Origin of the sequence: Xanthobacter luteus (genome assembly GCF_040049235.1) — a bacterium.
GTDB lineage: Bacteria > Pseudomonadota > Alphaproteobacteria > Rhizobiales > Xanthobacteraceae > Xanthobacter.
Genome location: NZ_JBDZDO010000007.1, coordinates 122,063 through 134,182 on the forward strand (window position 1 = coordinate 122,063; position 12,120 = coordinate 134,182).

Sequence of the window (12,120 nt, forward strand, 5' to 3'; positions counted from 1 at the left end):
TGAAACCGGGATTGGAGGCGCTGCCTGCCGCCGCGGACCAGGCGAAGAATCGCCATTTTCCCGCGTGCCGGTCGGCACCCCCGAGCCATTGATCCCTTCTGCCTGGAATCGCAAGGCTAAACGGCGCGATTCCCCACCCCGGCGCGGCTCTTTCGCCGGGCGTTGCGGCGCTGCGACACCGCGTGCGCGCCCGCGCGTCCGCCTCCCCTCCCCGCCCGGCCGGCACTGTGGGACAATGGAGCAGCCGCACCGGCGGCGGGATGGAGATGCGGACCATGGCGGACAGGCCAGCGAAGCGCCGGCGCAGTGCGATGCGCGGCCGGCTCACGACGGGCGCGGCGGCGCTCCTGCTCGCGCTCGGCGCCGCCGGGCCGCTGCGCGCCGCCGACTGCCCGGGACGGCCCGATGCCATCGGCACCGCGCGGGTGATGGAGATCGACCCGACCGGCCTGCGCGTCGGCACCAAGTCGTTCCCGCGCACGCTGGCGCTGGCGCCGCGCGAGGTGGTGCTCACCTTCGACGACGGGCCCTGGCCAGCGACTACCGCCGCCATCCTCGACGCCCTGAAGGCGGAGTGCGTCAAGGCCACCTTCTTCCTCATCGGCCAGAATGCGCGGCTGCGGCCGGAACTGGTGAAGCGCACCCTCGCGGAGGGGCACACGGTGGCGCATCATTCCATGACCCACCCCGCGGCGACGCTGGCGAAGATCCCGTTCGAGGCGGCGATCCGGGAGATCGAGCAGGGCATCGCTGCGGACGAGAAGGCCGCCTATGGCGCCGCCGGCGCCGCGCCACACGTGCCGTTCTTCCGCTTTCCAGGCTTCGCCTCGACGCCCGAACTGCTGGACTATCTGGACCGGAAGGGCATCGGCGTGTTCGGCGCCGACCTGTGGGCGAGCGATTGGAACGTCCAGGCGCCGCAGGCGCAGCTCGACCTCGTGCTCAAGCGGCTCGACGCGGCGGGCGGCGGCATCGTGCTGTTCCACGACACGAAAGCGCAGACCGTCGCCATGATCCCCGCTTTCCTCAAGGCGCTCGCGGCGCACGGCTACACCGTGGTGCACATCGTGCCGAAGCCGCGGCCGGGGGCGAACGGATGATGATGCCGCCCGAGGCCAAGCGGGATGCGGGACGACAAGGGTCCCGGGCCGCGCGGATGGGCCGAAAAGCAAAAAGGCGGCCTCGGGGCCGCCTCGCGTGCTCGCGCGGATCCGGCCGCACGCCCCGGCAGGGATTTCCTGCCTCCATCTCTGGTGCGGACGAGAGGACTCGAACCTCCACGGGTCTCCCCACTAGCACCTCAAGCTAGCGCGTCTACCAATTCCGCCACGACCGCAGTCAGGGATGGCTCCGGGACAGCGCCCCTAAAGGGGCCGGCCGCCGCCGGGGGCCATCGTCTAACAGATCGATACCGGCGCCACAAGAGGCGATCCGCGGCGCTCCCGTGCGCGCGGAGCGGCGCCCGAGGAGGCCACGGACGGGGCGCCCGCGCCTGCCCTTTACCAGCCGCGCGGATGGGATAAGCATGGCGCCATGATCTCCCGCGCCAGCAGCCCAGAGACGGGCACGCAAGCCCGCGCCCCCGGCGCCGCCAGTCACCCGGTCCCGCGCGACCGCCTGATCGCCAGCTTCCGCCCACGGGAGGCCGCAGCGCCCCCGGTGGCGTGGGCGGTGAGCAAGCGCCTGGTCCCGTTCGAGGCCGCCGCCGCCGCCATGGAGGCGCGCGCCGCCGCCATCGCCGAAGGCAGCGCCGAGGAATGCGTCTGGCTGCTGGAGCATCCCCCGCTCTACACCGCCGGCACCAGCGCCCGCCCCGAGGATCTGGTGGAGGCGCGCTTTCCGGTGTTCCAGACCGGGCGCGGCGGCCAGTTCACCTATCACGGGCCGGGCCAGCGGGTGGCCTATGTGATGCTGGATCTCAAGCGCCGGGACCCGGACGTGCGGCGCTATGTGAGCGCGCTGGAAGCGTGGATCATCGCCACGCTGTCGGCCTTCAACGTCACCGGCGAGCGGCGCGAGGACCGGGTCGGCGTGTGGGTGCCGCGCTTTTCCGGCGAGGACAAGATCGCCGCCATCGGCATCCGCGTGCGCCGCTGGGTGACCTTCCACGGCATCTCGCTGAACGTGGAGCCGGATTTGTCCCACTTCTCCGGCATCGTGCCCTGCGGCGTGCGCGAGCACGGCGTGACCAGCCTCGCCGACCTCGGCCTGCCGGTGAGCATGGCCGAGGTGGACGCGGTGCTGAAGGTGGCGTTCGAGGAGGTGTTCGGGCCGACCGCGCCGGGCGCGGCGCCTGCCTGACGGAGGGCGACCGAGGCGGGCCCGCCGGCCGGATCGCGGGGCGACCCGGCCGGGCGGGCCAGCGGCCGGGTGGGCAGCATGCCCCCCGGCAGGCCTCAGTTCTTCTTCACCAGCGGGCAGACGCTCTGGGAGAGCGGGCGGAAGGCATCGTCGCCGCGGATGGTGGCGAGCTGCTTGTAATAGTCCCAGGGCCGCTTGCTCTCCTTCGGCGCCTTCACCTGGAAGAGATAGAGATCGTGGATCAGCAGGCCGTCCTCGCGCACGTAGGCGTTGCGGGCGAACACGTCGTCGATGGGCATTTTCTTGAGCGTTGCCATCACGCTCTCGGCGTTGTCGGTGCCGGCTTTCTCGATCGCCTTCAGATAGTTGAGCACCACCGAATAGTTCGCCGCGTGGGTCATGGTGGGCATGCGGCCCGTGCGCTTGAAGAAGCGCTCGCCGAAGGCGCGGGTGCGGTCGTCCATGTCCCAGTAGAAGTCCGATTCCAGCACCAGGCCCTGCACCTTCTCAAGGCCGATGGAGTGCACGTCGGAGAGGAACACCAGCAGGCCGGTGATGCGCTGCTTGCCGGACACGGTGAGGCCGAAGTCGGAGGCCGACTTCACCGCATTCACCATGTCGCCGCCGGCATTGGCGAAGGCGACGATCTCGGCGCCCGAGGTCTGGCCGGCGAGCACGAACGAGGAGAAGTCCGGGGTCCCCACGGGATGGAACACCTTGCCCACCACCTTGCCGCCGGACTCGTTCAGCACGTCGGTCAGATCGCGCGCGAAGGAATGGCCGAGGGCGTAGTCCGCGGCGACGATGAACCAGGTCTTGCCGCCCTGGGAGAGGATGCCCTTGGCGGTGCTGCGCGCCATGGCGTAGGTGTCGCTGCGCCACTGCACCGAATAGGGCGTGCATTTGGCACCGTTCAGCTCGGCGGTGGCGCCGTTGCTGATGAGGGCGATGCGCTTGCGCTCATTGGCGACGAAGGTCACGGCCAGCGAGCTGGCCGAGCCCACCACGTCGGCGATGGCGTCGACCTTCTCCGAATCGTACCAGCGGCGCGCGACGGAGGAGGCGATGTCCGGCTTGTTCTGATGGTCGGCGTAGACGATCTCCACCGGCTTGCCGAGCACCTTGCCGCCGTAGTCCTCCACGGCCATCTTCGCCGCTTCCACGGAGCCGGTGCCGGACACGTCGGAATAAAGACCCGACATGTCGCCCAGGACCCCGATCTTCACCACGTCGTCGGAGATGCCCGCGGGCGCGGGCTGGGCCCAGGCGGCGCCCGCGGCGGCGCTGAGCAGCGCGCCGAGAAGGATGGCCGGCGTCTTCATCGTTTCCTCCAGGTCTATTCTTGATACTGCTGTTGTTGAAACGTCGAACTCTGTTGTTCTTGGAGTTTTCGGCGCCCGGGCTGGCAGCGCCGTCAGTGATTTCGTCCCCGGCCCGGCCTTCCAGGCAGTGCGCGCGCGCCGGCCCGGCGTTCGAAGGCGGGGCATCGCTGCCATCGTGAAACGGGCCGCGCCGATCCACCGGCCCGCGCCGGTTCCCGGCAAGAGCGCCCTCAACGTATGCGCGTCATATTGTACGACAAACGAATTTTGCTGCTGACCTCATGAGCGATTTTGATGAGGTGCGCGGGCGTTGCGGCGTGCCGCAAGGCACGCTCGGCCCGGCGCGGATGCGCCGGGCGAAAGGCCGCGCGTGCAGGCGCGGTCCGCTTCAGGGACAAGACACCGGACGCAAACTATGGCCGGCCGGGGCGCCGGCGGCGACGACCGCCTCCGCGGCGCACGCCGGAATTGCGGCCCTTCCGGGCGAGGCCGGACGACGCCCCTCAGATCCCCAGCTTCGCCTTCAGGATCTCGTTGAGCGCCTGGGGATTGGCCTTGCCGCCGGAGGCCTTCATGGCCTGGCCGACGAACCAGCCCAGCATGGTGGGCTTGGCCAGAACTTGGGCCACCTTGTCGGGATTGGCGGCGATGATCTCGTCCACCACCTTCTCGATGGCCCCGGTATCGGTCACCTGCCTCATGCCGCGCGCCTCCACCAGATCGCGCGGATCGCCCTCATACTTCTCGCCCAGAATGATGCCCATCACGTCCTTGGCGATCTTGCCGGAGATGGTGCCGTCGGCGATGAGGTCGACGATCCCGGCCACCTGCGCCGCCGAGACCGGGGTCTGGGCGATGGAGACGCCCGCCGTGTTCGCGTAGGCGGCGATGTCGCCCATGATCCAGTTGGCCACCAGCTTGGCGTTGCGCGCGACGCCGCCGGACTTCACCGCGGTCTCGAAATAGTCCGCCGTCTCCTTCTCCGCCACCAGGACGCTCGCGTCGTAGGGGGAGAGGCCGTACGCGGCGATGAAGCGCGCCTTCTTCTCGTCCGGCAGCTCGGGCAGATGCTGTTTCAGCTCCGCCACGAAGTCCTCCTTGAGCACCAGCGGCAAGAGGTCCGGATCGGGGAAATAGCGGTAGTCGTGCGCCTCTTCCTTCGAGCGCATGGAGCGCGTCTCGCCCTTGTTCGGGTCGAACAGGCGCGTTTCCTGGTCGATGGCGCCGCCATCCTCCAGGATCTCGATCTGGCGCCGCGCCTCCACCTCGATGGCCTGGCCGATGAAGCGGATGGAATTGACGTTCTTGATCTCGCACCTGGTGCCGAGCGGCGCACCCGGCCGGCGCACGGAGACGTTCACGTCGGCGCGCAGATTGCCCTTCTCCATGTCGCCGTCGCAGGTGCCGAGATAGCGCAGGATGGTGCGCAGCTTGGTGACGTAGGCCTTCGCCTCGTCCGAGGAGCGCAGGTCCGGGCGCGAGACGATCTCCATCAGCGCGACGCCGGAGCGGTTGAGGTCCACGAAGGAGAGATTGGGCGACAGATCGTGGATCGACTTGCCCGCGTCCTGCTCCAGGTGCAGCCGCTCGATGCCCACCGTGATGCTCTCGCCGTCGGCGAGGTCCACCACCACGAAGCCCTCGCCGACGATGGGGCTCTTGTACTGGCTGATCTGATAGCCCTGCGGCAGGTCGGGATAGAAGTAGTTCTTCCGGTCGAAGGTGGAGGCGAGGTTGATCTCAGCCTTCAGCCCGAGGCCGGTGCGCACCGCCTGGGCGACGCATTCCTTGTTGATGACCGGCAGCATGCCCGGCATCGCCGCATCCACCAGCGAGACATGGTCGTTGGGCGGCCCGCCGAAGGCGGTGGAGGCACCGGAGAACAGCTTGGCGTTGGAGGAGACCTGGGCGTGCACCTCCATGCCGATCACCACCTCCCAGTCGCCGGTGGCGCCGGCAATGAGCTTCTTGGCTTCCGCGGGGCGGGTATGGAGGGTCATGGTCGTCCTGCCGTGATCGAAGGGGCGCGCGCCGCGCGCCAAATTGGGCTCACCTAACCCCTGCCGGAGCGCTCTGGCAACTCGGAGCGTTGCCGCGGAAGGTCCGCGGGCGGCGCCCCTCAGGCGCCCTTGCCCAGATGCGCGTTCTCGTAGTCGATGGTCTGGGCGATGAGGGTGCGCCACAGCGCCCCGGCGATGCCGGGGGGCAGGCCCTTGTCGGCGGCGAGCGCCTCCACCTGCGCCACCACCTCTTCCACCCGGTCGGGCAGCAGCGCGGGAATGCCGTTCGCCTGCTTGATCTTCACCACCTCCTCGACCACCGCGATGCGCTCGGCCAGCAGGTCCACCATGCGCGCGTCGATGCCGTCGATGGCGCGCCGCGCCGCGGCGAGGGCCGCCGGCACCGGCCCGCTTTGGCCGACGGCGCCGCTCACTTGCGCCACCACAGCTTCTCCACCGGGAAGCGGCCGGCCGCCTCCTCGATCACCTCGGCGAGGGAGAACAGCGTCTCCTCCTCGAACGGGCGGCCGATGAGCTGGAGGCCGAGCGGCAGCCCGTCCGCCGACAGGCCGGCGGGCACCGAGATGCCGGGCAGCCCGGCCATGTTCACGGTCACGGTGAAGACGTCGTTGAGATACATCTCCACCGGGTCCGCCTTCACCTTCTCGCCGATGCCGAAGGCGGGCGAGGGCGTGGCGGGGGTCAAAACCGCGTCCACCCCTTGCGCGAACACGTGGTCGAAGTCGCTCTTGATGAGCGATCGCACCCGCTGGGCGCGCAGGTAATAGGCGTCGTAATAGCCGGCCGAGAGCACGTAGGTGCCGATCATGACGCGCCGACGCACCTCCGGTCCGAAGCCGGCGGCGCGGGTGTTCTCGTACATCTCCACCACGTCGCGGCCGGGCACGCGCAGGCCGTAGCGCACGCCGTCATAGCGCGCGAGGTTGGAGGAGGCCTCCGCCGGCGCGACGATGTAATAGGCCGGCAGCGCATATTTGGTGTGCGGCAGGGAGATGTCGACGATCTCGGCGCCGGCATCCTTCAGCCAGGCCGCGCCGTCGTTCCAGAGCGTGTCGATCTCGTCGGCCATGCCGTCCACGCGGTATTCGCGCGGGATGCCGATGCGCTTGCCCTTGATGGAGGCGCCCACCGCCTCCTCATAGTCCGGCACCGGCCGGTTCACGCAGGTGGAATCCTTCGGGTCGTAGCCGGCCATGGAGCGCAGCAGCAGCGCCACGTCGTTCACCGTGCGGCCGAACGGGCCGGCCTGGTCGAGCGAGGAGGCGAACGCCACGATGCCCCAGCGCGAGCAGCGCCCGTAGGTGGGCTTGATGCCCACCGTGCCGGTGAAGGCCGCCGGCTGGCGGATCGAGCCGCCGGTGTCGGTGCCGGTCGCGCCGGCGCATAGGAACGCCGCCACCGCCGCCGCCGAGCCGCCGGAGGAACCGCCGGGCACGATCGGCGTCTCGTCGCCGTCGCGGCGCCAGGGGGAGACCACGGGGCCGAACGCGGAGGTCTCGTTGGACGAGCCCATGGCGAACTCGTCATTGTTGAGCTTGCCGAGCAGCACCGCGCCATCGCGCCACAGATTGGCGGTGACGCTGGATTCGTATTGCGGCACGAAGCCGTCGAGGATCCTGGAGCAGGCGGTGGTGCGCACGCCCCGGGTGCAGAACATGTCCTTGATGCCGAGCGGGATGCCCTCCAGATGCCCGGTATCGCCGGAGGCGATGCGCGCGTCGCTCTCCTTCGCCATGTCGAGGGCGATCTCCGGCGTCTCGAGCACGTAGGCGTTGAGCGCCCGCGCCTCGTCCATGGCCCGCAGATAGGCCTCGGTGAGCTCGACCGCGGTGAACTCGCCCGTGGCGAGGCCCTCCCGCGCCTGGGTCAGGGTCAGCTGGGTGAGCTTGGTCATTCCACCACCTTCGGCACGGTGAAGAAGCCGCCCTCGGCCTCGGGGGCATTGGCCAGCACCTTGTCCGGACAGTGGCCGTCGGTCACCACGTCCTCGCGCATGGGCAGGTCCACGGGAACCACGCTGGTCAGCGGATCGACGCCGGAGACATCAAGATCCGCGAGCTGCTCCACGAATTCGAGGATGGCGTTGAGCTCCTGGCTCAGAGGGTCGAGTTCGTCCTCGCGGACCGCGATGCGCGCAAGATGCGCCACGCGGCGGACGGTCGCCTGATCGACGGACATGCTGTGCTCCCGAAAGCCGACCTGCGCTATAGCAAGGGGGGGTTCCAGGATGCAATGGCGGGTGTGGTTCGGGATCCGCTGCCGCAGGGCGGCGGGGCGCGCCCTGCCCTCACCCCACGGGCGGCAGGTCCCCCCGCGCCCAGCCGTCCTTGGTCTCGGCGAGGTAGTCGCCAAAGCGCCCGGCGGCGATGGCGGCGCGGGCGCCGGCCATGAGCTGTTCGTAATAGTGGATGTTGGCCCAGGAGATCAGCATCGCCCCCAGCATCTCCTCGCAGCGCACGAGATGGTGCAGGTAGGCGCGCGAATAGTCGCGCAGCGCCGGGCAGCCGCTCTCTTCGTCCAACGGGCGCGGGTCCTCGGCGTGGCGGGCGTTCTTCAGGTTGATGCGGCCGAAGCGGGTGAAGGCGAGGGCGTGGCGGCCCGAGCGGGTCGGCATCACGCAGTCGAACATGTCGATGCCGCGCCCGATCGCCTCGAGGAGATCGTCCGGCGTGCCCACCCCCATGAGGTAGCGCGGCTTTTGTGCCGGCAGATGGGGCTCGACCGTCTCGATCATGGCCAGCATCACGGCCTGCGGCTCGCCCACCGCGAGACCGCCCACCGCATAGCCAGAAAATTCCATGTCGGCCAGTGCCTTGGCCGATTCGACGCGGAGCGCGGGCACGGCGCCGCCCTGGACGATGCCGAACAGCGCGCGGCCCTTCGGCTGGCTCTCGAACGCGCGCTTCGAGCGCTCCGCCCAGCGCAGAGACAGGCGCATGGCGCGCTCCGCCTCGGCGTCCTCGCAGGGCAGGCGGACGCATTCGTCGAGCTGCATCTGGATGTCGGCGCCGAGCAGGCCCTGGATCGCGATGGAGCGCTCGGGCGTCATCTCGTAGGGCGTGCCGTCCACATGGGAGCGGAAGGTCACGCTAGTCTCGGTCACCTTCCGCAATGAGGACAGGCTCATCACCTGGAAGCCGCCCGAGTCGGTGAGGATCGGACCATCCCAGCCCATGAAGCGGTGCAGGCCGCCGAGCTTGGCCACCCGCTCGGCGCCCGGGCGCAGCATGAGATGGTAGGTGTTGGCGAGCACGATGTCGGCGCCCGCCTGCCGCACCTGATCGAAATAGAGCCCCTTCACCGTCGCCGCCGTCCCCACCGGCATGAAGGCAGGGGTGCGGATGTCCCCGCGCGGCGTCGCGATGACGCCGGTGCGGGCGGCGCCGCAGGTGGCGGCGAGCGTGAAGGCGAAAGTGTCGGCGGCGGACGGGGCACAGGTCATGCGCCGCCTTCTGGCAGAAGCAGGCAAGCATCGCCATAGGAATAGAAGCGGTAGCCTTCCGCGATGGCATGGGCATAGGCCCGCTTCTGCGTCTCGTGGCCGACCAGCGCCGCCACCAGCATCACCAGGGTCGAGCGCGGCAGATGGAAATTGGTGAGCATGCCGTCGACCGCCTTGAAGCGGTAGCCGGGGGTGATGAAGATGTCGGTCTCCCCCACGAACGGGCGGATGATCCCGTCCGCGCCCGCCGCGCTCTCGATCAGCCGGGTGGAGGTCGACCCCACGGTGAGGATGCGCCCGCCCCCGGCCTTCACCGCATTCAGCGCGTCGGCGGTGGCGCGCGTCACCTCGCCCCATTCGGCGTGCATGCGGTGGTCGCTCGTGTCCTCCGCCTTCACCGGCAGGAAGGTGCCCGGCCCCACATGGAGCGTCACCGTATGCCGCCCGGCCCCGGCCGCCGCGATGCGGGCCAACAGATCGGGCGTGAAGTGCAGGCTCGCGGTGGGCGCGGCCACCGAGCCGGACACCCGGGCGAACAGGGTCTGGTAGTCCTCCCGGTCGCGCGCGTCCTCGTGCCGGCGGGCGGCGATGTAAGGCGGGATCGGCATGTGCCCGATCTGGTCGAGCGCCTCATCGAGCGCCGGGCCGGAAAAATCGAAGGCGAGGTCGACGGCGCCGTCCTCCCCCTTGCCCGCCACCGTGGCGTCCAGCGTGCCCAGGAGACAGGTCGCCCCCGCCTCCCCGCCGAAGCGGATGCGGTCACCCGCGCTCAGGCGCTTGCCGGGCCGGGCGAAGGCGCGCCAGAGCGCCGGGCCGAGGCGCTTCACCAAATTCGCCTCGACGCGCACCGCCGCCCCGCCGGCGCGCTCCCGCACCCCTTCGAGCGCGGCGGGGATGACCCGGGTGTCGTTCACCACCAGCGCATCGCCCGGCTTGAGGAAGCCCGGCAAATCGCGCACGCCCCGGTCCTGGAGCTCGGGCGATGCCCCCGGACGCACCACCAGCATGCGCGCCGCGTCGCGCGGCGCGGCGGGACGCAGCGCGATGCGCTCTTCGGGAAGCTCGAAATCAAAGGCGTCGACGCGCATGGGAAGAGGCGGCTCAGAAGATGGCGATGGCGCCTTGATAGATGAGCCAGCTCATCGCCGCAGTGGCCATCAGGCCGAGAACGGTCGCCACGAAGCCGAGGATGATGACGAGGCCGTCCCGCTCCACCAGGCCGAGGCCGAACACGCAGACGGCGATGCCCGGTGGCAGATTGCCGAAGAACGGGATGGGCAGGAGCAGGACGATGCCGAGCAGCACCACCGTCGCGCCCACGGCGCGACGCGCGGTGGGGCCGGCGAACTGCTCGTAGCGGGGCCGGCTGATCCGCTCGAACCGCTCGATATAGGGGCGCGACCGGGTGACGATGGTCTCCAGCAGAGCGCGGGAGAAGGTGCGCCGGGCGATCTTCTCGGGCAGCCACAATTCCTGCCGGCCCAAAGCCAGCTGCGCGCCGATGAGCGCGAGGATGATGCCGAGGATCACCGGCAGCCCCGGCGGCGCGGGGATGCAATTGGGAATGCCGAAGATCAGGAACAGGATGCCGAAGGCGCGGTTGCGCAGGGCGTTCACGAGATCGCCGATGGCCACCTGGTCCTCGGTATGGGCGGCGAGGACGGCGGCGAGCAGCTCGGACGTTCTGGGCGTGCGGTGGTCCAAGGCGACCTTTCCTCCTGATCGCCCATCCATAGCATCGAGAAAGCGGCGGCGTCAGGGCATGATCGCGGTCGCGGCGATCGGAACGGCGTGGCGCGGCCCTGCCGGCGGCCCCGATTCCCCGGCGCGACGGCGCGAAAGACCTTCCGGGAAAGGGATTGGCGCCGAGACCGCGGCGCAAAAACAGCGCGGCTCAGGGCCGGCCCGCGCCGCAACGGTCGGCGCGGATGCGGAGCGGGGGCGGAAGCGGCATGCGCGTGAACCCCCGCAGACGCGCATGCCAGCCTGCCGCCCGCGGTCAAGCTAGCGCATCCCCTGTTCCTTTGGGAGAGCCAACGCCCCAAGAGAGAATCAAATCCTCAATGGAGCAGGAACATACCGTCAACGGGCGTCAGCTCCGCCGGCTTGATCAGCCCGCAATGCGCCACCCGGACGGAATGCAGCCGCCCCTCGATCTCCTTCTGCCAGAAGGCGAGGAAGCGGTTGAGTTCCGGAAAGGCGGGGCACAGGTCGTATTCCTGCCATACGAAGCTCTGCAGCAGCCGGGGATGGTCGGGAAGGCGATAGAGGATCTCGGCCGTGGCGAGGCCGTAGCCCTCGATCTGACGAACAAAGTCGCGCGACACCGAAGAGACCATGTCCTGAAACCTCCTCTGCCTGAGCCGGCCCTGCGCCGGAAATGCATTGTCGGCTTCAAAGTTTCCCGCCGCCAAGGCTAAAATTTGGTTTCCTTAAGCAAAAACAATGGACTAGCAGCGATGAAGCGGGACTGCTGACAGCGGCGCCCCCAATGCCGCCGCAAAGCGATGGCAGGTGCGCGGCTTCGGGCCGGATGAGAAAAGCCGAGAGGCGGCAAGGATTTCCCGCCGCTGGCACTCACTTTATGAGAGTGCTAATTTTTTTGCGCCACCCCCTTGAAGCCGGCGCAGGCCGCCCTTAGATCGCGGCCGGAGCCGGACGACATCGCGTCCGGCGCCCCGAAAAATGGCATTCCAACCGGAGGTTTCCCCGATGGGTTTCCGTCCCCTGCACGATCGCGTGGTGGTCAAGCGCATCGACGCCGAAGAGAAGACCGCCGGCGGCATCATCATCCCCGACACCGCCAAGGAGAAGCCCCAGCAGGGCGAGGTGGTGGCGGTCGGTCCCGGCGCCCGCAACGAGAAGGGCGACCTGGTGGCGCTCGACGTGAAGGCGGGTGATCGCGTGCTGTTCGGCAAGTGGTCCGGCACCGAGGTCAAGATCGACGGCCAGGACCTGCTCATCATGAAGGAGAGCGACATCCTCGGCATCGTCGAGGAAAGCGCCTCCGCCAAGAAGGCCGCCTGAGGCCTTC

At 69.4% G+C, this 12,120-nt stretch carries 12 protein-coding genes and 1 tRNA gene; 3 read left to right on the forward strand and 10 right to left on the reverse strand.

The features are described 5' to 3' along the window. The first annotated feature begins 275 nt into the window (after nucleotides 1-275). Nucleotides 276-1,100 carry a polysaccharide deacetylase family protein gene (locus ABLE88_RS19990; RefSeq protein WP_348833495.1) on the forward strand — a complete coding sequence of 275 codons (825 nt, stop codon included), beginning with the start codon at nucleotides 276-278 and terminating at the stop codon, nucleotides 1,098-1,100. 151 nt (nucleotides 1,101-1,251) lie between these two features. On the opposite strand, the gene ABLE88_RS19995 is transcribed toward ABLE88_RS19990, so the two are convergent. Further along, nucleotides 1,252-1,336: transfer RNA gene (locus ABLE88_RS19995), tRNA-Leu, on the reverse strand. 197 nt (nucleotides 1,337-1,533) lie between these two features. Between ABLE88_RS19995 and lipB the strand changes: the two genes are divergently transcribed. Continuing rightward, entirely contained in the window at nucleotides 1,534-2,301 is a 768-nt protein-coding gene (lipB, locus tag ABLE88_RS20000; protein ID WP_348833496.1) for a lipoyl(octanoyl) transferase LipB, read from the forward strand. A gap of 95 nt (nucleotides 2,302-2,396) precedes the next feature. Here the strand turns inward: lipB and ABLE88_RS20005 are convergent, their stop codons facing one another. From ABLE88_RS20005 to ABLE88_RS20045, 9 genes are all read right to left on the reverse strand, one after another. Next, nucleotides 2,397-3,623, reverse strand: coding sequence for an ABC transporter substrate-binding protein (locus ABLE88_RS20005; RefSeq protein WP_348833497.1), 1,227 nt, complete (start codon nucleotides 3,621-3,623; stop codon nucleotides 2,397-2,399). A gap of 503 nt (nucleotides 3,624-4,126) precedes the next feature. Continuing rightward, complete coding sequence (gene gatB / locus ABLE88_RS20010; protein ID WP_348833498.1) at nucleotides 4,127-5,623, reverse strand: Asp-tRNA(Asn)/Glu-tRNA(Gln) amidotransferase subunit GatB; 1,497 nt, start codon at nucleotides 5,621-5,623, stop codon at nucleotides 4,127-4,129. A 119-nt stretch (nucleotides 5,624-5,742) separates the two neighbouring features. After that, a complete protein-coding gene (locus ABLE88_RS20015; RefSeq protein ID WP_348833500.1) occupies nucleotides 5,743-6,066 on the reverse strand; it encodes a chorismate mutase in 324 nt (107 codons plus the stop codon). Continuing rightward, the gene (gene gatA / locus ABLE88_RS20020) at nucleotides 6,054-7,538 is read right to left on the reverse strand and encodes an Asp-tRNA(Asn)/Glu-tRNA(Gln) amidotransferase subunit GatA (protein ID WP_348833501.1); all 1,485 of its coding nucleotides are present in this window, start codon (nucleotides 7,536-7,538) and stop codon (nucleotides 6,054-6,056) included. Before gatA ends, ABLE88_RS20015 begins: the two co-directional genes overlap by 13 nt. Further along, nucleotides 7,535-7,822: an Asp-tRNA(Asn)/Glu-tRNA(Gln) amidotransferase subunit GatC gene (gatC, locus tag ABLE88_RS20025; RefSeq protein ID WP_348833502.1), complete on the reverse strand. Its 288-nt coding sequence runs from the start codon at nucleotides 7,820-7,822 to the stop codon at nucleotides 7,535-7,537. Before gatC ends, gatA begins: the two co-directional genes overlap by 4 nt. Nucleotides 7,823-7,931: 109 nt before the next feature. After that, nucleotides 7,932-9,086, reverse strand: a complete 1,155-nt coding sequence (tgt, locus tag ABLE88_RS20030) for a tRNA guanosine(34) transglycosylase Tgt (protein WP_348833503.1) — start codon at nucleotides 9,084-9,086, stop codon at nucleotides 7,932-7,934. Further along, nucleotides 9,083-10,174, reverse strand: coding sequence for a tRNA preQ1(34) S-adenosylmethionine ribosyltransferase-isomerase QueA (gene queA, locus ABLE88_RS20035; RefSeq protein ID WP_348833504.1), 1,092 nt, complete (start codon nucleotides 10,172-10,174; stop codon nucleotides 9,083-9,085). Before queA ends, tgt begins: the two co-directional genes overlap by 4 nt. 13 nt (nucleotides 10,175-10,187) lie before the next feature. Beyond that, on the reverse strand, nucleotides 10,188-10,790 hold the full coding sequence (locus ABLE88_RS20040) for an exopolysaccharide biosynthesis protein (RefSeq protein ID WP_348833505.1): 603 nt from the start codon (nucleotides 10,788-10,790) through the stop codon (nucleotides 10,188-10,190). A 356-nt stretch (nucleotides 10,791-11,146) separates the two neighbouring features. Continuing rightward, nucleotides 11,147-11,425 carry an usg protein gene (locus ABLE88_RS20045; RefSeq protein ID WP_348833506.1) on the reverse strand — a complete coding sequence of 93 codons (279 nt, stop codon included), beginning with the start codon at nucleotides 11,423-11,425 and terminating at the stop codon, nucleotides 11,147-11,149. 373 nt (nucleotides 11,426-11,798) lie between these two features. On the opposite strand from ABLE88_RS20045, the gene groES reads away from it, so the two are divergent. Continuing rightward, nucleotides 11,799-12,113: a co-chaperone GroES gene (groES, locus tag ABLE88_RS20050; protein ID WP_348833507.1), complete on the forward strand. Its 315-nt coding sequence runs from the start codon at nucleotides 11,799-11,801 to the stop codon at nucleotides 12,111-12,113. The last annotated feature ends 7 nt before the right edge of the window (nucleotides 12,114-12,120 follow it).